This window comes from Sphingomonas sp. PP-F2F-A104-K0414, assembly GCF_004340945.1.
In the GTDB taxonomy this organism is placed as follows: Bacteria; Pseudomonadota; Alphaproteobacteria; order Sphingomonadales; family Sphingomonadaceae; genus Sphingomonas.
The window spans coordinates 270,873-291,863 of the sequence record NZ_SLYD01000004.1 but is presented as its reverse complement, the minus strand read 5'-3'; the positions used below and the strand labels follow the sequence as shown (position 1 = coordinate 291,863).

The following is a 20,991-nucleotide window of genomic DNA, read 5'->3' as shown; positions in this document are numbered from 1 at the left end:
TTGGTTCACAGCCGGACCACGCGTGGCACGAAGAAATACCCTTCGTTGCGGATCGTCCGGATGATGTCGTCACCGCGGGAGCGGAGCTTGCGGCGCAGGCGGCTGACCTGGACGTCGATCGCGCGGTCGAAGGCATCGGTATCGGGCCCGCGCGCCGCCTCCAGCAGTGCGTCGCGCGCCAGAACGCGGCGGGGCCGCTCGACAAACGCACGCAGCACCGCAAACTCACCATCCGTAAGATCGATCAGCGTATTTTCCGCATCGAACAGTTCGTGTGCGGCGAAATCGACGCGCCACCCGAGGAAACCATAGGAACGCCCCTCGCTGGCGTCCTGGATTTCGCGCGCGCGCAACGCCGCGCGGACCGTCGCGAGGATTTCGCGCGGGCTGCACGGCTTGGTGAGATAGTGGCTGGCGCCGATCTCGAGCCCCAGGATACGGTCGGGCTCCGCGCCCAGCGCGCTCAGCATCACCACCGGCGGCCCGGCCGCACGCGCCAGGCGACGGCAGACCGACAGGCCGTCCTCGCCGGGCATCATCACGTCGAGCAGGATCAGCGATACCGACTGGCGCGCCAGCACGCTGTCCATCTCCTGCGCGCTCGTCGCGGTCTCGACGTTATAGCCATGCATGCCGAGGCTTTGCGCCAGCAGCGTGCGGATCATGTGATCGTCGTCGACCACCAGCAGCGTCGGCTTCGGCACCACGCCGCCAGGGGCCGGGGCGAGCGATTCGGGGGCAGGGTTCGGCATCATGCGGCGATCCTAGCGAGCGCGTGTGTTCGCGATATTTCTGCATGCGCCAAAGCGCGTCGTCCCGCATCTTTTCGTTGCAGCAACATAGGTTAGGATAACGCCAGCCCTCCAGTGTTTCAAAGCGGGGCGGGCGGTGTCACATCGGGAAACATCCCGGACAAACACCGGGTGCAGGGCAGGACGCATGGCTCACCGTCTCCCTCTCCCCGAAAGTCGCCGGCGATGAACGTTTCCCAACATTACGAACCCGTATCCGCCCGCCCGCCGCACATCGCCGCGTGGCAGGACGACGCGATCCACGAGCCCGCGGACGATGCCGGCTACCAGTCGGCCCGGGTGATCATCGTTGACGACGACCCCGGTCTTCGCGAGCTTCTCACCGAGTTCCTCGTCGATAATGGGTTGGGCGTCGAGGCGGTGTCGAGCGGGGCGGCGTTGCGCGCCCGTCTCGTTCAGCGGCCCTGCGATCTCGTTATCCTCGACATGATGATGCCTGGCGAGGATGGCCTGTCCGTCCTGCGCGGGCTTGCCCAGTCCGACGATCCGCCCGGGGTCATCATGCTGTCGGCCTTGTCGAGCGAGGTCGACCGCGTGGTCGCCCTGGAGATGGGCGCGGACGATTACGTGACGAAGCCATCGACCCCGCGCGAAATTCTCGCGCGGATCCGATCGGTGCTGCGGCGGCGCAATCGGACGGTGCCTCTCGGTGCGGACATCGGTGGCATGGTCGAGGCGGGTGACGCACCGCGATTCCACACGACCTATCGGTTTGCAGGCTGGACGCTCAATTGCCGGATGCGGTCGTTGCAGGCGCCTGGCGGCGAGATCGTGTCGCTGACCGAGGGCGAGTTCCAGATGATGGATGCCTTTGTCACGCATCCCCATGCGGTCCACACGCGCGAAGACATGATCGCGCTGTCGGGGCGTGCCGATACGTCGTCGAAGGATCGCACGATTGACGTCAACATCAGCCGCCTCCGCCGCAAATTGGCGGCCTTCGACCGGACCGAGATCATCCGTACGGTCCGCGGGAAGGGCTATCTGTTCATCGCCGACGTCAGCGGCGCTTGACCAGGGTATCGGCCGGCTGCGAGACTCAGGCTGCGGCGCGGGGCGTTGTCGCCGGATCCCCCGGATGCGCGATGCACCATGCGCGGAACGGCGCTGCCGGCATCGGTCGCGCGAACAGGAACCCTTGCGCCTCGTCGCACTCCATCGTCGAGAGGCAGGCCGCGACGCCCTCGGTCTCGACGCCTTCGGCAACCACGCGGTAGCCGAGTTCGTGCGATAACCGGATCATCGTTCGGACGAGCGTCTGTTCGTCGCCGCCGCTGATGGTCGCATCGAGATCGCGCATGAAGCTCTGGTCGATCTTGACGACGTCGACGGGCAATCGCTGAAGATAGGCGAGACTGCTGTAGCCGGTGCCGAAATCGTCGATCGCCAGGCGCACCCCGGCGTCCCGGAGGGCGGCGAGCTGTTCGCGGGCCTGCGCGACGTTCCGCATGATCGCGCTTTCGGTAACCTCGAGTTCGATCCGCTCGGCACGGATCCGGTGCTTGAGCAGCAGCAGCTGGACCCGCGCAGCGAAATCGGGTTCCTCGAGATTGTTCGCCGACAGATTGATCGACAAATTACCGGTAAAGCCTTCGGCAATCCAGCGACCGAGTTGTTCCAGCGCCCGATCGACGACCCAGTGAGTCAGCGGTTTGGCGTTCCAGGTCTGTTCGATCAACGGGATGAACTCGGCGGGCGACACGTCGCCCAGTACCGGATGCGTCCAGCGCAACAGCACTTCGGCACCAAGGCATTGGCGGGACAGCAGGTCGACCCGCGGTTGATAGACCAGGCTCAGCTGATCCTCGCTCGCCAACGCCGCCTCGAAATCGCGCAGCAGTTCGTAGCGACGGCGATGCGCGGTGTCGTTCGCCGACGAGAAGAAGCACACGGTGGCTTCCTGTGCCCGCGCATCCTGCGCGGCACCGTGCGCGAACCGCAGGACGTCGGTCGGTTCGACCATGCCGAGCGTGATCGGCGCAACGCCCACCGCGGCGGTGGTGGCAAAACGCAGCGACGATTTCACGCTGCACTCCGCGACCTTGTCCGTCAGCAGCGTGACATAGGCGGCATCATCGACATCGGGTTCGGCGAAGAACACGAACTGCGTCGCGGCGACATGGTACGCGCGACGATTTGCAGACAATGCGTCGCGGAGTTGCAGCGCGGCGGTCTTGACCATTTCAACGACATGCTCGGAGCCGAGCACGCGGGTCATGTTGTCGATCTGATCGGTCCTCGCCAGATCGAGCATCACCAGCAGGCGGCGCTCGCCGCAGTGATCGCGCGTCAGGTCGGCGAGATCGTCGAGAAACTGCTGGCGGTTCGGCAACCCGCTGATCGGATCGATCCGGCCAAATGCATGTTGCAGCTCGATCTGCGCCATCGCCATCGCCGCAAGATCGCGCAGCGCTCCCATCTCGGCGGTGGTTGCGGTCCGCGGTTCCGAGCCGAGCACGCACAACGAGCCCAAACCATAGCCATCGCGAGTCGTGAGGGGCGCCCCGGCGTAGAACCGGGTGCCCGAGCTAGCGAGCTGGCTCGAGGCATAGAAAGGATGATCGAGTAAATCGGGGATGACGAGAGGCTTGGTGGTCTCGGCGACCTCTGCGCACGGTGCACGGTCGCGACTGAGTTCGGTGTGCTCGACGCCGACCCGGGATTTGAACCACTGGCGATCGTCGTCGGTCAACGAGATCGCGGAGACGGGCAGCCCGAAAATCTGACTCGCCATCCGCGTGATACGGTCGAAACTCTCGCTGGGAGGGCTGTCGAGGATATCGAGCTGCCTGAGAGCATCGAGCCGCGCCGCTTCGTTTACCGGTTTAGTCATGGCAACACTCTGTCAAATATGACTTAAGTGAATGTGAATATTAGTCACCATGCGCATAACATAAGTTAGACCAGACGAATACTGCGCGCGGTGCGATCACGTTTTGCTGCGTATAGCGCCGCATCGGCGCGTCCCCAGGCTGCAGCGAAGTTCTGCACGGCGGAGCTTGTCGTCGAGCCATCCATAAGCACCGCCCCGACACTGCCTCCGACCGGAAGCGTGATGCCGTCGCTGGTCATCCGCTCGCACAATGCGCGTTCGATACGATTGGCGACGACGGACAGCCGGGCGTCGTCGGCGTCGGGCAACAGGACGGCAAACTCGTCGCCCCCCAGACGCGCGAGATGGTCGCTGGCGCGGACGGCCCTGCGCAGACGCCTCGCAACCTCGACCAGAACCGTATCGCCGACACTATGCCCAAAGCGATCGTTGATCGCCTTGAACCGGTCCAGGTCGATCGCGATGATGCCGACCGCCACGCCGGGACTGGTCTGCGCGAGGCGCTGATCGAGACCGCGGCGATTGAGCAATCCCGTCAACGGGTCCGTTTCCGCGGCGACGACCGCGCGCAACTGGCGTTCCCGATCTTCGGAGATGTCGATCGTCACGCCGACGATCCGCAACGGACTGCCATCGGCGGCCCGAAGCAGCTTGCGATCGCACCGCATCCAGCGCGGGCCATTGATCGTCGACAATTCATATTCGACGGAGGCGTTGTCGATCTCACCGTCGAGCAAGGTCTGGACCGACGCCGCATCGCGGTTGGCAGGCGCGATATAGTCGCCATACGTATCGAGATCGATCGGCCCTGACCTTTCCGGTCCACGCACGAAGCGCGAGAAACTCGGGGAGGTTTCGAACCGTTTGGTTTCCACATCGATGTGCCAGAAGCCGCCGCGTACCGCCTCCATGGCCAGCGTCATCCGCGCGTTGATCTCTTGGAGCGCGCGATCGGCGCGCCGTCGCTCGGTGACGTCCTGGATATGCGCGATTACCCGGATCAGCGCGCCGTCGGGCGCGCGGACGGCCGATACCGCGAGCGACGCATGGACCGGTTCGCCGTTCTTGTGAATATAGCGCTTTTCGAGCGTGTAGTCGTCCCGCCCGCCTGCCACGACCTCGGCGAACAGCCGCGCGTCGGCCTCCTGATCGTCGGGATGCGTGATCGTCCGGAAATCGAGACCCGCAAGCTGGACGACCGTTAGCCCGAGCATGGCGGCGAACGCAGCGTTTACGCGTTCCATCCGCCCATCGGCATTGGTGACCGCCATGCCGACAGGGGCATGCTCGAACGCATCGTTGAACATGATCTCCTTCTCGGCGATGCGGGCCTCGAGATCGCGCCGGACGCTGATATCGGTCACCAGCACGACGACACCACGGATGACCCCATCGGCATCGACATCGGGGACGTAACTTCCCTGGACGCGGCGCGCGTCGCCCCCATCGAACAGCGTATATTCGTACGTCACGGGTGTGCCGGCCAATGCTTCGGTCAACCGCGGCAGCACGGTCGGAAAGTTACCCTCGCCGACGATCTCGCGACAATGCCGTCCAACGATCTGGTCGGGCGCGATCCCGCGCCACGCTGCGTAGGTCGCGTTGGCGTAGCGATAGGTCAGGTCCCGATCGAAATACGCGACCAGCCCCGGCAGCATGTCCAGGATCGCGAGTGCGGATGGCACGCCGTCCGACGATCGCTCAGGCCCGGTCGGAATAGATCCATTTTGAGGTCTATCTGTCGCGGAGGTAGGGCGGTGGGTCATGACGCTGCATACGGGCGGCATGGTTAAGTGATAGTTCGCGTCGTCGATCGATCGCGTATCGTGATCGACACCTACCTCAAAAGCCCAATGATCCCAACGCGATGGGCGGCGATCTCTCAGCGCTGCACGCCAGCGATTGTAAAAAGCTCATAGCTCGCGGCGTTCGACGAGGGGCGCTGTCCCTCAGCTATTTCGCGCCACCTGAAACCCTGCAAACGACTGGCTCACCGGCATGATCTCGAGCCGGTTGATGTTCAGATGCGGCGGCAGTTCGGCGATCCACAACAGCGTTGCGGCAAGGTCGCCTCCGGTCATCGGATCGGCACCGCCATACAGCGTGTCCGAGGCGGCCTGGTCGCCGGCGGTGCGGACGAGCGTGAATTCGGTTTCGATCATGCCTGGCTCGATCGATGTGACGCGCACGCCCTTGCCATGGAGATCGGATCGGAGCCCGAGCGAGAATTGTTCGACGAACGCCTTGGTGCCGCCGTACACATTACCACCCGTATACGGATAGGTTGCCGCAACCGACGAGATGTTGATCACCGCGCCCTTCCGCGCGATCAGCCCCGGCAGGATCTTGTGCGTGACCGATACGAGCGCAGTGACGTTGGTTGCGATCATCGTCTTCCACTGATCGACGTCCGCCTGGTCCGCGGGCTTCGTCCCCAGCGCCAGTCCGGCATTGTTGATGAGCAGATCGACGTCGCGAAACGCCTCGGGCAGCGCATCGAGTGCGGCATCACGCGCGCGCTCGTCGCACACGTCGAAGACCGCCGGATGGACCTTGTCCGCGCCGAGGGCGGCGACCAGCGCATCGAGCCGCTCGGCACGACGCCCGGTCGCGATCACGCGCCATCCAGCCTTCGCGAACGCGTGCGCGGCGGCCTCGCCGATTCCCGAGGTCGCGCCGGTGATGAGGACGGTTCTGGTCATGTCGCTTCCTAGCCGTGGTCCGCCCCGCATCGGTCGGGGACAGGGGCTATGTAGGTGCGATCATCGTGCTCGCAAACGTCGCACCTATAGAGCGCGCACCGCGGCCAGGATCATCCGTCCCGTCAGCCGCGCCGTCTGGTCCTCGGACAGCCGCGGGCGCGACAGGGTCCGGTGGCCGAGCCCAAACATGAAGGCGAGGATCAGCTCCTCGGCGCCTTCCAGTTCATTCTCCTGCAAATCCGGATTGGCGACGCAGGCGAGTTCGCGGATCATCCGGCGGAAATCGCGGCACAGGTCGGCGATCGTGTCGGCGACATCGGCGTTGCGATGCGCCTCCGCCATAATCTCGAACGACAGCGCCTCGTCACCCTTGGACAAGGCACGCCGTGCCAGTTCGACGAACCCTTCCTCGATCGAGAATCGTTCCGATTTGACCGAGTCGTTCATCGTCTGCAATTCGGCCATCTTCGCCGCCGCATCTTCCATCACGATCGCCTGGATCACGGCGTTCTTGCCGGTAAACAGGCGATAGATCTGACCGACCGACACACCCGCCGCAACGGCCAGTTCGGACATCGGCGTCTGGTGAAACCCTTGGGTCGCAAACAGATGACGAGCTGCGGCGACGATGCGCTCCCGGCTTCCCATCTCATGCTGCACTGCACTCAAAACTATATTCCCGACGCGTTTTTTGGTTGACCGGCCGCTCGCACAATCCTAGCGGGCAAGCAAGCGGAATGAACGTTCATTCCGGTGAACCTAATCTGCACGGACGTCGGGATGCTTAACATGCAGCAATTGAACCTCAAGGGATCGGTGGCGCTCTTCGCGCTCGCCCTGTTGTCGGCTTGCGGCAAGGAGCAGGCTCCGCCGCCCCCGCCCACACCGACCGTCGGCGTCGTTACCGTCGGCGAGGAAGCGGTCGTACTCACCTCCGAGCTTCCCGGTCGTATCGCTGCGGTCGAGACCTCCGAGGTCCGTCCGCAGGTCAGCGGCGTGGTCCGCGATCGCCTGTTCACCGAGGGCGCGATGGTAAGCAAGGGGCAGGTCCTCTACGCAATCGAGGACGCCCCCTACCGCGCGGCGCTCGCCAGCGCGCAGGGCCAGCTCGGCGCGGCCCAGTCGCAGATCAACGCGACCCGCCTTCAGGCGCAGCGCTACGGGCAGCTTGTGCAGCTGAACGCAGTCAGCAAGCAGGAAGCGGACAACGCAAATGCATCCGCACAACAGGCCCGCGCCAATGTTGCAGCGCAGCAGGCTGCGGTCCAGTCGGCGCGCGTCAACCTCGGCTTCACGCGGATCAAGGCACCGATCTCGGGTCGCATCGGCCGGTCGCTCGTGACCGTCGGCGCGCTCGTCCAGACCGGCCAGACCGATCCGCTCGCAACCATTCAGCGCACCAATACGGTGTATGTCGACGTCGTCCAGTCGGCGGCGCAGCTGCTCGATCTCAAGCAGGCGATGGCGAGCGGCGGCGTGACCCGCGGCGATGGCAGCGCGCGCGTCCAGCTGATCCTCCCCAACGGCACGACCTATCCGATCGAGGGTCGCCTCCAGTTCGCCGAAGTCACCGTCGACCAGACCACCGGCGCGGTGACGCTGCGTGCAACGTTCCCCAATCCCAACGGCCTGTTGCTGCCGGGCATGTACGTCCGTGCCAAGCTGGTCGAAGGGACTCGTCGCCAGGCGATCATGGCGCCGACCGCAGGCATCACGCGCGATCCGCGCGGCGGTGCGACTGCCTTGGTCGTCAACGCGCAGAACAAGGTCGAACAGCGTAATGTCACCACCGACCGCGTGATCGGCGACAAGTGGATCGTCACCAGCGGCCTGAAGCCCGGCGACAAGCTGATCGTCGAGGGACTGCTCAACCTGCGCCCCGGCGCGACCGTCAAGCCCGCTGCCCCGCAGCAGGTCGCCAAGCCAGCGGGCGGTTCGCCCGGAGGCGGGGATCCCGCAGCCGGCAACACGTCCGCGCAGGCCAATCCCGCCGCGCAGGGGAAGTAACCGCCCATGTCACGCTATTTCATCGATCGACCCATCTTCGCGTGGGTCATCGCCATCATCCTGATGCTGGCCGGTATCCTCGCGATCCGGTCGCTGCCGATCGCGCAGTTCCCTGAGATCGCCGCCCCCAAGGTGACGGTCGCGACGTCCTATCCGGGCGCCGACGCACAGACGCTCGAGAACACGACGACGCAGATCATCGAGCAGCAGATGAAGGGCATCGACAACCTTCGCTACTTCGCCTCGACCTCGGACGGCTCTGGCAACCTCGCGATCACGCTCACCTTCGAGCAGGGCACCGATCCCGACATCGCGCAGGTCCAGGTGCAGAACAAGCTGCAACAGGCGACGCCGCTCCTGCCGCAGGAAGTGCAGCAGGCCGGTCTGCGCGTGACCAAGGCGACCGCCAACTTCCTGCTCATCATCGCCGCCTATTCCGAGAATGGCGACCACGACCAGGTCGATCTCGGCGACATGATCGCCTCGAAGCTCCAGGATCCACTCAGCCGCATCAAGGGCGTCGGCGACACGCAGGTGTTCGGCGCGCAATATTCGATGCGGATCTGGGTCGACCCGTTCAAGATGTCGAACCTCGGCGTCACCGTCACCGACATCACCTCCGCACTGACCGCGCAGAACGCACAGGTTTCGGCGGGGCAAGTCGGCAGTCTGCCCGCGGTGAAGGGCCAGTCGCTCAACGCCACCGTGACCGCGCAGTCGCGCCTCCAGACGCCGGAGCAGTTCCGCGCGATCATCGTCCGCTCGGCAACCAGCGGCGCGACCGTGCGCCTGTCGGACGTCGCCCGTGTCGAGATGGGCTCGGAGAATTACAGCTTCCAGGCGCGCTACAACGGCAAGCAGGCGGCAGGCTTCGGCGTGAAGCTGGCACCGGGTGCCAACGCGCTCGATACCGTCAAGCTGGTCAAGGCCGAGGTCAACCGGATCGCCAAGCAGTTCCCGCCCGACGTCAAGGTCGCGTTCCCGATCGACAATTCGACGTTCGTGCGGCTGTCGGTCGAGCAGGTCATCCACACGCTGATCGAGGCGATCGTCCTCGTCTTCCTCGTGATGTTCCTGTTCCTCCAGAATTTCCGCGCCACGCTGATCCCGACGATCGCGGTCCCGGTCGTGCTGCTCGGCTCGCTTGCCGTGCTCCAGGTCGCGGGGTTCACGATCAACACGCTGACCTTGTTCGGCATGGTGCTGGCGATCGGCCTGCTCGTCGATGACGCGATCGTCGTCGTCGAGAACGTCGAGCGACTGATCCAGGAGGAAGGGCTCTCCCCGAAGGAAGCCGCCAAGAAGTCGATGGACGAGATCAGCGGCGCGCTGGTCGGCATCGGCCTCGTGCTGTCGGCGGTGTTCCTGCCGATGGCGTTCTTCAGCGGCTCGACCGGCGTGATCTTCCGCCAGTTCTCGATCACCATCGTCTCGTCGATGGCGCTCTCGGTGCTGGTCGCATTGATCCTGACGCCCGCGCTCTGCGCGACGATCCTGAAGCCCGCCAAGGAAGGTCATGGCGAGAAGAAGGGCTTCTTCGGCTGGTTCAACCGCACTTTCGACAAGGGCGTCGGCAAGTACGGCAACGGCCTGCGCCGCGTCGAGAAGGGCTGGGTCCGCACAATGCTGGTCTATGCCGTGATCGTCGTCGCGATGGCCTTCATCTTCGTCCGCCTGCCCTCGGGCTTCCTCCCCGAGGAAGACCAGGGCGTGATGTTCGCGCAGGTCTCGATGCCGTCGGGTACGCCGATGGAAGAGACCGCCCGGACGATGGACAAGGTCCGCGATCACTTCATGATCGACGAGAAGGCGAACACCGCGGGTATCTTCACGATCAGCGGCTTCGGCTTCGTCGGCCAGGGCCAGAATGTCGGCATCGCCTTCATCCAGCTGAAGCCGTGGGAAGATCGCTCGGGCGCCGAGAACGGCGTTGCCGCGGTCGCGGCACGCGCCAACCAGGCGCTCGCGGGGATCCGTGCCGGCATGGTGATCGGCTTCGTGCCGCCCGCCGTGCAGGAACTCGGTAACGCCAACGGCTTCGACTTCATGTTGAAGGACAATGCCGGCGTCGGTCACGAAAAACTGCTCGAGGCGCGCAACATGCTGCTCGGCATGGCCAGCCAGGACAAGCGCCTGATGCAGGTCCGCCCGAACGGCCTGGAGGATGCGCCTCAGCTGAAACTGAACGTCGACCAGGCGCAGGCGGGGGCACTCGGCCTCAGCCAGCAGGACATCAACACCACCGTCAGCACCGCGTTCGGCGGCGCGTACATCAACGACTTCATCGACCGCGGTCGCGTGAAGAAGGTGTTCGTGCAGGCCGACGCACCGTTCCGCACGACGCCCGCCGATCTCGGCAACTTCTACGTCCGTGGCACGACCAGCAACGCGATGGCGCCGTTCTCGTCCTTCTCGACGACGAGCTGGAACTACGGTCCCTCACGACTCGAACGGTATAACGGCGTAGCCTCGTTCGAGATCATGGGTTCGCCGGCGCCGGGCGTCAGCAGCGGCACCGCGATCAAGGCGATGGAGGAGATGGCGGCCAAGCTACCCCCCGGCATCGGCTATGAGTGGACCGGCCTCAGCTACGAGGAAAACCTGTCGGGCGGCCAGTCGACCACGGTCTATGCGCTGTCGCTGCTGATCGTGTTCCTCTGCCTCGCGGCGCTGTACGAGAGCTGGTCGATCCCGATCGCCGTCCTGCTGGTGGTGCCGCTCGGCGTCCTCGGCGCGGTCGGTGCAGCGATGATCTTCGGGCTGAACAACGACATCTACCTCCAGGTCGGGCTGATCACGACGATCGGCGTGGCGGCGAAGAACGCGATCCTGATCGTCGAGTTCGCCGAGGAGAAGATGGGCGACGGGATGAACGCGGCCGATGCCGCGGTCGAGGCGGCGAAGCTTCGCCTTCGCCCGATCCTGATGACGTCGTTCGCATTCATCTTCGGCGTGTTGCCGCTCGCATTGTCGAGCGGTGCCGGCGCCGGCGGCCAGAATGCGATCGGCTGGGCAGTGGTCGGCGGCATGCTGTCCGCGACCGTCCTCGCGATCTTCTTCGTGCCGCTGTTCTTCCTACTCGTGAAGCGCGTCTTCAAGCAGGACAAGGCAGGCTCGGGACAGGACCGCGACCAGGTGCCCGACCACGACGGCAACCGTGACGACAACCGTGACGATGGCCATGACGGTAACCGTCATCCGCCCCACGACCAGCGGCCGCAGGAGGCCTGATCCAGATGTTTGCTCCCATGCTTACGCGCAAGACAGCGCTCATGTTCGGCGCCGGGCTGACGCTCGCCGGGTGTAACCTCGCCCCGAAATACGTCCGCCCCGAATTGTCGGTGCCCGCGGCAACGCCCACCGGTCCTGCGTATGCAGCGACCGACGCGGCGGGGGCGATCATGCCCGCGGATACGTCGTGGGAGGTTTTCTTCACCGACGATCGCTTGCGCCGCGTGATCCGGACCGCGCTGGAGAACAACCGCGATCTCCGCGTCGCGGTTGCCAACGTGGCGCAGGCGCGCGCGCAATACACCGTCCAGCGCTCGAACCTGTTCCCGACGCTCGCGGCGAGCGGTAGCGCGACCTACCAGAAGTCGCCGTTCGGCGCGGTTGGCGGCGGGCTTGCGGGCGGTACGGGTACCGGCGGCACCGGAACGGGCGGTACTGGTACCGGCGGAACCGGCACGGGCGGTACCGGCACAGGCGGCACCGGCGGCGGGACTGGCGGGACCGGGTCCAGCGTCGTCTCGAGCGGTCGTGCCGACATCTATTCGGCGAATGTCGGGATATCGGCGTGGCAGATCGACCTGTTCGGTCGCGTCCGCAACCTGACCCAGGCGCAGCAGGAACAGTATTTCGCGGCGGAGGAAAACCGTAACGCCGCCCAGGTGTCGCTGATCGCCGAGATCGCGACGCAGTGGCTGACGATGGCCGCCGACCAGGATCGCCTAAAGATCGCGCGCGATACGGAACGTGCGTTCGGCCAGACCGTCAAGTTGACGCAGGATCGCTTCCGGATCGGCATCGCATCCGAACTCGAAGTGCGCCAGGCGAGCACCAGCTACGATCAGGCCCGCTCGGACATCGCCGACGCGACCACGCTGATCGCGCAGGACCAGAACGCGTTGAACCTGCTCGCGGGCACGACCCTGACCGCCGACATGCTGCCGGCCCGGCTCGATACGACCAGCCCGACGCTGGAGAACCTGCCCGCCAATCTGCCGTCGCAGGTGCTGCTACGCCGTCCCGACATCGCGTCGGCCGAGCATCAGCTGATCGCCGCCAACGCCAATATCGGCGCAGCGCGTGCGGCCTTCTTCCCGAACATCTCGTTGACCGCAGCGTTCGGCACGATCAGCCTCGGGCTGTCGAACCTGTTCGGCAACGGATCGCAGAACTGGTCGGTCGCGCCATCGGTCAGCCAGACGCTGTTCGACTTCGGCCGCAACAAGGGCAATCTCCGCTACGCCCAGGCGACGCGCGACGCCGCCGTCGCGACATACGAAAAGAGCATCCAGACCGGCTTCCGCGAAGTCGCCGATGCGCTTGCCCGCCGCGGCACGATCGGCGCGCAGTTGCAGGCGCAGACCTCGCTCCGCGACAATGCGGCAGGTGCGTTCAAGCTGTCGGAACTGCGGTTCCGTGCGGGGATCGACACGTTCCTCAACACGCTCGACTCGCAGCGCTCGCTCTACACCGCGCAGCAAAGCCTGCTTGCCGCGCGCCTGACCCGCGACAGCAACTCGGTCGAACTCTACCGCGCCCTCGGCGGCGGGGTAACGACGACCCAGTCCCCAGACCCGCGCCCGCAAAACTAACCCAATGATCCTCCCCCTAGCGGGGGAGGATCGCAAGTGCCGAACGGCGGTTGGCCTCAGACCTTGTCGCCAGGCTACCGATCGGGCCCATAGCGCGGCGCCGACCGTTGCACCCCGGTGCAACTCTTCGAATCCCTCGACATCATCCTGCTCGCCGCGCTGGTCCTGCTGGTCCTCGCGCGCAAGCTGAACGTCCCGTATCCGACGTTGCTCGCCGTGGCGGGACTCGGCTTTGCGATGCTGCCGTTCGCGCCGAAGATCGCGGTCGAACCGCATCTGGCGCTCGCGCTGTTCATCGCCCCGGCGCTGCTTCACGCCTCCTACAACACTAGTCCGCGCGCGTTGCGGCGGTTCTGGTTCCCACTTCTGTCGCTGGCGGTGTTCGCGGTGCTCGTCACCACGGCGACGGTCGCGCTGGTCGGCGTGACGCTCGGTGGGCTACCGCTCGCGGCCGCGTTCGCACTGGGGGCGATCGTCGCGCCACCCGATGCGGCCGCGTCCGAAGCGGTACTGGGCGAGGTCGGCATTCCCCGTCGCGGCCTGCTGCTGCTGCAGGGGGAAAGCCTGCTCAACGACGCCACCGCGCTGCTGTTGTTCGGGCTCGCCAGTGCGTTCGCGACGCATTCGGATACGCCCGTCACGCCGCTCGCGCTGGCCGCTGCGGTGCCGGGCGGGATCGTCTTCGGTGCGCTGGCGGCATGGGCGTATCTTCGCGTCACGCCGCTGTTCGCACGAACACTGGGGGCAAGCCTCGCCGATTTCGCCGTGACGTTCGGGATCTGGCTGATGGCCGAGCGTCTCCACATTTCGCCGGTACTCGGCGTCGTCACCTTTGGCATGATTGTGTCGCAGCGCCGCCCGATTAAACAGCCCGCCCGCGACCGGTTGCAGAGCGCCGCGGTCTGGTCGGCAGCGGTCCTCGTCCTCAACATCATCGCCTTCGCCCTGATGGGGCTGCAATCGCGCGACATCCTGATCCGGCTGCCGAGCGCGGAGCGTTGGCCCGCGATCGGCTTTGCGGCCGCGGTCCTGGCCACCGTGCTGGTGACGCGGATCGCCTGGGTGTTTCTCGTCCGCTTCGTCGAGGGCGGTATCGCCAATCGCTATGCGCCGTCCTGGTTGCCCAAGCCGCCGCCGTGGAACGCGTCGGTGATCCTGTCCTGGTCAGGAATGCGTGGCCTGCTGACGCTGGCCACCGCCTTCGCGCTGCCACGGTCGGTGCCGGGCCGTGACCTGATCGTGCTGGCCGCGTTCGGCGTAGTGATCGGCACGCTCGTATTGCAGGGACTGACGCTGGGCCCGCTGATCCGCCGCCTTGATCTCGGCGAGGACACCGGGCTTGCCGACGAGATCGCACCCGCACGCAAGCGACTGATCGACGCCGGGCTTGCCGTGCTACCGGCGCGTGCGGGCGAGGCGGCGGACGCGTTGCGCTTTCGCTACGGCGCGGCCAGCAAGGTCACCGCCGAGGCCGACGATCCGCAGGCGACCTCCGAATTCGACGAACTCCACCTCGAGATGATCGCCTGCCAGCGGGTCGTACTGCACCAGATGCGCGACAAGGGCGAGGTGGCCGAAGACGTGTATCGCCGCCTGCAGGAGGAACTCGACTGGGCGGAGGTCGACGCGCGCGCCTTCGGGGACAACATCCTGACCGCCACCTGAAATGCCGCTCTGAAATGCCACCCTGGAAATGCCACTCTGAAATGGGTGTCGGGAACATCGGCGCCCGCTACGCTGTTTGAAGGAACCACCGAAGAAAGGGTCGATGCATGTCCGAGGCGAATTCGTGAGCAAGTCCGTGAAGCCCGCACCGCCGACGACGCTCGTGATTTTCGGCGCCTTTGGTGATCTGACCCGCCGTCTGTTGATGCCGGCGCTGATCAACATGACCCGCCTGGGGCTGGTCGGTAACGAGTTCCATGTGCTCGGCGTCGGTATCGACGAGGGTAACGACCAGTCGCTCCGCGACGCACTCGGCAGCTTCGATGCGAAGGGCGGCGAGGGCGATAGCGAAAAGGGCGACGCATGGGCGCGGCTCAAGGACCGCGTCGGCTATCTCCAGGGCGATTTCACCAAGGACGACGTCTACGAGCAGCTCAAGGCGCGGGTGAACGGCAACGTTGCCTTCTATTTCGCGGTGCCGGCCAAGTTCTTCGGGACGATCGTCGACAAGCTTGCCGACCACGGCCTGATGGCCGAGACGTCGCACGGATTCCGCCGGATCGCGATCGAGAAGCCGTTCGGCCACGACCTCGCCTCCGCCCGCGATCTCAACGCGCGCATCCTCGCGCGCGTGTCGGAGGCGCAGGTCTACCGGATCGACCATTTCCTCGGCAAGGAAACCGTCCAGAACATTATGACTGCGCGGTTTGCCAACATGATGATCGAGCGCGTTTGGAATTCGGACTGCATCGCGCACGTCCAGATCACCGCCGCCGAGACGGTCGACGTCGGTACGCGCGGCAAGTTCTACGACGGCACCGGCGCACTCCGTGACATGGTGCCGAACCACCTGTTCCAGTTGCTGTCGATGGTCGCGATGGAGCCGCCGGCGAGCTTCGATGCCGAGGCGATCCGCAACGAGAAGGGCAAGGTGCTCAAAGCCGTCCGCGTCTATTCGCCCGGCAAGGCGAAGCGCAACGGCGTCCGCGGGCAATATACCGCGGGCAAGGTGAAGGGTGTCGACGTCCCCGCCTACACCGCCTCGCCCGACGTGGCGCCCGACAGCAGGGCGGAGACCTATGTTGCGCTGAAGCTGATGGTCGATACGTGGCGCTGGGCTGGCGTGCCGTTTTACCTGCGTACCGGCAAGGCGATGACGTGCCGGGACACCGAGATCGCGATCACCTTCAAGCCGGTGCCGTTCGCCTCGTTCCCCGGCGCGGCGGCGGACATGCTGCCGCCCAACCGCCTGATCATCCAGATCCAGCCCGACGAGGGGCTGAGCATGGACATCAACATCAAACGCCCCGGCCTCGAAGTCGCAACCGCGCCGATCGCGCTAGATTTCCGCTACGCCGACGCGTTCGATATCGGTCATCTGACCGGCTACGAGTCGCTAATTTACGACCTTTTCGTGGGTGACCAAACCCTGTTCCAGAGGGCGGATGCGATCGAGGCAGGCTGGGCCGCGGTGCAACCGTTCCTCGACCTCTGGGCACACGATGCCAGCGCGCCTGAGCCCTACGAAGCCGGCACGCTCGGCCCGGCCGCAGCCGATGCGCTGCTCGCACACGATGGCTACACCTGGCACGAACTCGCCCCAGCAGGCCAGACCGTCCCTTAACTCCACCCCGGCGAAGGCCGGGGCCCAATTGGGCGACGTCGCTAATGAACGGCGGCGCTCGGTTCCGCCGACCTTGCCAATTGGGCCCCGACCTTCGCCGGGGTGGCGCGTGTATTTAGCCGCCGCTCGAAATCAAACCCGCTCGGTCAGCTCGATCTCGCCCTCGACCTCCATCTCGTCCTCGTCGCCCATCTCGTCCATGTCGGGCATCGTGAAGTCGGCCTTCCAGTCATAGACCTTCTCGACCCCGCCCTGCACCCAGACGCGGACCGCGCCCTCGGTGATCTCGCCGCCCATCGCGCCGACGAAATCCGCCACCAGCGAATCCGCCGCATCCTCGTGATCGGTCGCGCCGGGGATCGTCGCGGCGGTCATTTCCTCATCGAGTTCGATGATCTGCGCCCAATATTGCTTCGCCATGTGTCGCTCCTCAGGAATGGAATAGCCGTCAGCCGGCGGTAATGATGGGGTGATCTTCACGGAGTAGGTCTGCCAGCCGCTCGACCGCGTCGACCTCGCTCGCGCTGCCCGACGGCGTCACCGCCCAGTTGCAATGCGCATGCGTGGCGAGGCTGTAGACCTTCACGTCGCCGACGATCAGCCGCCACCGCCGCCGATCGCCGCTATTGTATCGGACGAGGTTGGTGACGAACAGGCTCTGGAGATCCGATGCGGTCATCCGCGCCCCATAGCGACAATCGCCCGGCCGCCGCCACCGCAAATGGCGTAAGGTGGATCCCTTCCAAATTACGGCGCGTTTGGGATCGGAACAGATCGTAGGAATAACGGGAATTGCACATGGCCAGGACGGCATTGGTAGTGGGAACGAGCGGAATCGTCGGCAGCGCGACCGCCGCGGCGTTGGTGGAGTCGGGCTGGACTGTCCACGGACTCGCGCGGCGCCCAACCGAACAGGACGGCGTGCAGCCGGTCGCGGCTGATCTCCAGGATCCCGCTAGCCTCGAAAAAGCACTCACTGGCCTCAAACCCGATGCGGTCTTCATCGCCACCTGGTCGCGTCAAGACAGCGAGGCGGAGAACATCCGGGTCAACGGCGGCATGGTCCGCAACCTGCTCGGCGCGCTCTCGCCAGCGGGTAGCGTCGACCACGTTGCACTGGTGACGGGCCTGAAGCATTACCTTGGGCCGTTCGAGGCGTACGGCAAGGGCGCACTCCCGCAGACCCCGTTCCGCGAGGAGCAGGGCCGCCTCGACGTTGAGAACTTCTACTATGCGCAGGAAGACGCCGTGTTCGAGGCGGCGGAGCGGGACGGCTTCGGCTGGAGCATCCACCGCCCGCACACGATTATCGGCAAGGCGGTTGGCAACGCGATGAACATGGGCACCACGCTCGCGGTCTACGCGACTCTGTGCCACGAGACCGGCCGCCCGTTCCGCTTTCCAGGCTCGGCGGCGCAGTGGAACGGTCTCACCGATATGACCAGCGCGACGTTGCTCGCGGACCACCTGATCTGGGCCGCGACCACGCCGGAGGCGCGCAACGAGGCGTTCAACGTCGTCAATGGCGACGTCTTCCGCTGGAGCTGGATGTGGGGCCGCATCGCCGAATGGTTCGGGATCGAGGCCGCCCCGTTCGACGGCAAGATCCTGACGCTCGAAGACCAGATGAAGGATGACGCGGGCATCTGGCGCGAGATCGCGGCGCGCGAAGGTTTGGCCGAGGCTGACCTGTCGCAGCTCGCATCGCCCTGGCACACCGACGCCGATCTCGGCCGCCCGATCGAGGTGGTGACGGACATGGGCAAGAGCCGCCGCCTGGGGTTCAAAGAATATCAGCCCACCGACGACGCGTTCTTCGATCTGTTCGACCAACTTCGGGCTGATCGGTTGATCCCGTAAGCGTCGGTGGCGGGATGTAAGAATACGCAGGCTTCGCGATCCTCCCCCGCCAGGGGGAGGTGGCTGGCCCTTGCCAGACGGAGGGGGAAGTAAGCGCAAACGGATGTTCCGTGTCCTCCCCCTCCGTCACCTTCGGCGCCACCTCCCCCTGGCGGGGGAGGATCGCAGGGGCGGACGCTAGCCCTTCACCGCCACCGTAGCCGTAACCCCCGGATCATCCCGAAGCTTCAGATACAGCATTCCCCCAACCGGTTTCGGCACCGCAAACGAACTCCCGGTAAACCCCTCCGGCACCCGAGCCGCCTCCGCAAACCCCGCATTCGCTGCCACCGACTCGATCAAAAACAGGTCCGCCCCCGCCAGCGTACAAGCCTCCGCACAATTCAACCCGGCCAGCGCAGGTATCCGCACCAGGCTCGTCAACGGTACCCAGTCGCCGGCGACGCCGTTCTGCACCAGCCGCCACCGCAGCGGCCCATGCGCGGACACGCCTAGTGCCTTGCCCGGCTCGACCGAGATCACCGCGATCCGCTCGTCCTGTACGGTCAGCCCGCGACCCGACGCGACGGTCATCGTCGGTCCACCAGCGACCGCCCCGATCTCGACGCTGTCCCCCGCCGCAAATCGCGTGGTCCCTTCGGCGCGCAGCGAGAAGGTGATCCGGGCATCCTGCGCGATTGCGGTGACGCCCGCCAAGGTCACTGCGAGGCCGGGGGAGGGCGGTGCAATCACACTCTTGGCGATCAGAGTCGCCTTGGGTCGTGCCGCGGCGACGGTGACCTTCACCGACCGCTTGCGCCCATCGGTCAGCGTGACGAGCGCGGTCTTGGTCTGACCTGCCGCGAAATTCGGCGCCGCATCCGCGGTGAGCCCCAGCAGATCGCCCTTGTCCGCGCGCATCACTTCGCCCGGCTTGAACGCGACCCCGTCGACCGCCATCGACGCGACCAGGTCGAGCCGCGTCCCCGCGAGCGTCCCCGCCGTATCGCCCGCGTATAGCGTCAGGCCATCGATCCGCCCCGCCTCGGCCAACGCGGTCAGGGCGATCTTCTCTGACGTCTCGATCCCGTATTGCTTGACTAGCAGCGTCAATTTCCCCGGCGCTGTCTTCCCGAGCGGCAGTGTCAGTCCGATCCGGTCGCCGTTCGTCGTCCACGCCAGCGGCGCCTCGCCCGAGGCTCCAACCAGCGTCACGGCCTCGACGCAACTCGGCGTCGGCCCCGCCAGCGCCACCGGGTTGTCGCGCCCCACCACCAAATTCTCAGGGTCGGTATCGACCATCTGCCAGCCACCGGCGCTCGGCACCTGCAAGCGGAACCGCGGGCCGTCGAATGGCGTGAAGCCCCAGCGTCCATGCAGCGTCGCGTCGGTCACCGCGCTCAGCCCGGTCGTCCGCATGCCGACCTGATCGAGCACATAGCCACTACGCTCGGCATTGGCCTGCACCGGCAGCTCGACCACGCCCCCCTGGGGCGTCGTCACGCGCAAGCTCATGTCGTGCGCGAACTTCGTCGCATAGATCAACGGCGCACCCTCGACCGGCAGCACGAGATCGGGCTTCGCCGCGCAGACCAGCCGATCCGCCTCCGCGCGCCGCAGCGTCGGCGTCTGCGGCGTGCCCGTCTCGATCACCGGCATCGCGACGACCATTACCGATTTCGGGCTCGCGAACGACGGCGCCGCGTTCAGCAGCAACGCCATCCGGTCTTCGCGGACCCGCGCCAGCGCCGGGATGTAGCGGAACTGCGTCGACTGGAACGCACCGAAGATCTTCGCCAGATCGCGGACCACGCCGATATATGGACTGTAATAGCCGAGCCCGCCGGCCGGCGTCGCGCTGAGTTGCAACGCCAGATCGGTCGGCGCGCCGACGAGCGTATCGGCCAGCGTCGAACTCTGGCCATCCGCGAGCAGCAGCGACTCGCGGCTCTGCGTCAGGCACGACGCTTGCAGATCGGCCGTGAGATCGAGGCACTCCGCCTTCAGCTTGACCGCAAGGCTGCGCGACAGCAGCGGCGATACCGCCTCGATCCGCTCCGGCCGAGTACGTTCGAGCGCATGGATCCCGTCGAGAAACGCATCGAGTCGCGCGCGATCGAGCGACGCCTGATCCAGATCCTGTACCGCACGCACAAACGCACCAGGCTGTTTGCGCACCGCCGACACCACCGCATCGAACCCGCCGCTGTCGGGCACCAGGAACACCACCAGCTGGCGCGCCCCTTCCGGCACCTTCAACGCGATCGTGGCTTTCTTAGCCTTCCACGTTTCCGCCTTGAAGAACCACGACCTCGGCGGCGGCTCGGTCGCGCCGCGCAGGAACCCCGCCACCAGCAGATAGCGTTCGCCGTCGTCCCTCTTGCCGGTCGGTAAATCCGCCGCGATCGTCACGCGGTCGCCCGTCGCCAGCCTCGGAACCTGCGCGATCGGCAAGGTCGTCGTGCCGTGCGTCACCCCGACGCGCAGACTCGGGCCGGTCAGGTCGAACGGCGCGGGATCGGCGTTCGCGGTTGCCGGCACGAGCGCGGCTGCCAGTGCGCAGAACGGAAGAAAGCGAAGCATCATCAGGGGCGACCTCGTCGTCTGGAGCATCTCCGATGGCCTGTACCGGTGTCGAGAATAGGGCAAGGCCAGCCACCGCACGATCCTTCCCCGCCAGGGGGGCACT

Annotated in this window: 15 protein-coding genes; 7 read left to right on the top strand and 8 right to left on the bottom strand. The window is 65.8% G+C overall.

Features of this window, described 5'->3' with window-relative positions; all coding sequences use genetic code 11:
• Positions 1-5: 5 nt before the first annotated feature.
• Complete coding sequence (locus C8J46_RS11290) at positions 6-752, bottom strand: response regulator (protein WP_132739588.1); 747 nt, start codon at positions 750-752, stop codon at positions 6-8.
• Between the two features lie 225 nt (positions 753-977).
• On the opposite strand from C8J46_RS11290, the gene C8J46_RS11285 reads away from it, so the two are divergent.
• On the top strand, positions 978-1,826 hold the full coding sequence (locus tag C8J46_RS11285) for a response regulator (protein WP_132738932.1): 849 nt from the start codon (positions 978-980) through the stop codon (positions 1,824-1,826).
• Positions 1,827-1,851: 25 nt separating this feature from the next.
• Here the strand turns inward: C8J46_RS11285 and C8J46_RS11280 are convergent, their stop codons facing one another.
• The 4 genes from C8J46_RS11280 to C8J46_RS11265 all read right to left on the bottom strand — a co-directional run bounded on the left by C8J46_RS11280 (position 1,852) and on the right by C8J46_RS11265 (position 6,995).
• Positions 1,852-3,645 (bottom strand): sensor domain-containing phosphodiesterase, encoded by a 1,794-nt coding sequence (locus C8J46_RS11280; protein ID WP_132738929.1) that lies wholly within the window; start codon positions 3,643-3,645, stop codon positions 1,852-1,854.
• A 65-nt stretch (positions 3,646-3,710) separates the two neighbouring features.
• On the bottom strand, positions 3,711-5,330 hold the full coding sequence (locus C8J46_RS11275; RefSeq protein ID WP_165886526.1) for a GGDEF and EAL domain-containing protein: 1,620 nt from the start codon (positions 5,328-5,330) through the stop codon (positions 3,711-3,713).
• A 264-nt stretch (positions 5,331-5,594) separates the two neighbouring features.
• Positions 5,595-6,347 carry an SDR family NAD(P)-dependent oxidoreductase gene (locus C8J46_RS11270; RefSeq protein WP_132738923.1) on the bottom strand — a complete coding sequence of 251 codons (753 nt, stop codon included), beginning with the start codon at positions 6,345-6,347 and terminating at the stop codon, positions 5,595-5,597.
• 84 nt (positions 6,348-6,431) lie between these two features.
• The gene (locus C8J46_RS11265) at positions 6,432-6,995 is read right to left on the bottom strand and encodes a TetR/AcrR family transcriptional regulator (RefSeq protein WP_333921895.1); all 564 of its coding nucleotides are present in this window, start codon (positions 6,993-6,995) and stop codon (positions 6,432-6,434) included.
• Between the two features lie 141 nt (positions 6,996-7,136).
• On the opposite strand from C8J46_RS11265, the gene C8J46_RS11260 reads away from it, so the two are divergent.
• From C8J46_RS11260 to zwf, 5 genes are all read left to right on the top strand, one after another.
• Positions 7,137-8,354, top strand: coding sequence for an efflux RND transporter periplasmic adaptor subunit (locus C8J46_RS11260; protein ID WP_132738917.1), 1,218 nt, complete (start codon positions 7,137-7,139; stop codon positions 8,352-8,354).
• Positions 8,355-8,360: 6 nt separating this feature from the next.
• Complete coding sequence (locus tag C8J46_RS11255; protein ID WP_132738914.1) at positions 8,361-11,585, top strand: efflux RND transporter permease subunit; 3,225 nt, start codon at positions 8,361-8,363, stop codon at positions 11,583-11,585.
• A gap of 5 nt (positions 11,586-11,590) precedes the next feature.
• Positions 11,591-13,174 (top strand): efflux transporter outer membrane subunit, encoded by a 1,584-nt coding sequence (locus C8J46_RS11250; protein WP_132738911.1) that lies wholly within the window; start codon positions 11,591-11,593, stop codon positions 13,172-13,174.
• A gap of 117 nt (positions 13,175-13,291) precedes the next feature.
• Complete coding sequence (locus C8J46_RS11245; RefSeq protein WP_132738908.1) at positions 13,292-14,839, top strand: sodium:proton antiporter; 1,548 nt, start codon at positions 13,292-13,294, stop codon at positions 14,837-14,839.
• Between the two features lie 124 nt (positions 14,840-14,963).
• Positions 14,964-16,463, top strand: coding sequence for a glucose-6-phosphate dehydrogenase (gene zwf / locus C8J46_RS11240; RefSeq protein ID WP_243643336.1), 1,500 nt, complete (start codon positions 14,964-14,966; stop codon positions 16,461-16,463).
• Positions 16,464-16,595: 132 nt separating this feature from the next.
• Here zwf and C8J46_RS11235 read toward each other — a convergent pair whose 3' ends face one another.
• Together C8J46_RS11235 and C8J46_RS11230 are read right to left on the bottom strand one after the other, a co-directional pair.
• Positions 16,596-16,883 (bottom strand): hypothetical protein, encoded by a 288-nt coding sequence (locus tag C8J46_RS11235; RefSeq protein ID WP_131585933.1) that lies wholly within the window; start codon positions 16,881-16,883, stop codon positions 16,596-16,598.
• 28 nt (positions 16,884-16,911) lie between these two features.
• Entirely contained in the window at positions 16,912-17,142 is a 231-nt protein-coding gene (locus tag C8J46_RS11230; protein WP_132738902.1) for a hypothetical protein, read from the bottom strand.
• A 119-nt stretch (positions 17,143-17,261) separates the two neighbouring features.
• Here C8J46_RS11230 and C8J46_RS11225 point away from each other — a divergent pair, with 119 nt between their 5' ends.
• The gene (locus tag C8J46_RS11225) at positions 17,262-18,323 is read left to right on the top strand and encodes an SDR family oxidoreductase (RefSeq protein ID WP_132738899.1); all 1,062 of its coding nucleotides are present in this window, start codon (positions 17,262-17,264) and stop codon (positions 18,321-18,323) included.
• Positions 18,324-18,500: 177 nt separating this feature from the next.
• Here C8J46_RS11225 and C8J46_RS11220 read toward each other — a convergent pair whose 3' ends face one another.
• Positions 18,501-20,885, bottom strand: coding sequence for a hypothetical protein (locus C8J46_RS11220; RefSeq protein WP_243643335.1), 2,385 nt, complete (start codon positions 20,883-20,885; stop codon positions 18,501-18,503).
• Positions 20,886-20,991 lie beyond the last annotated feature (106 nt).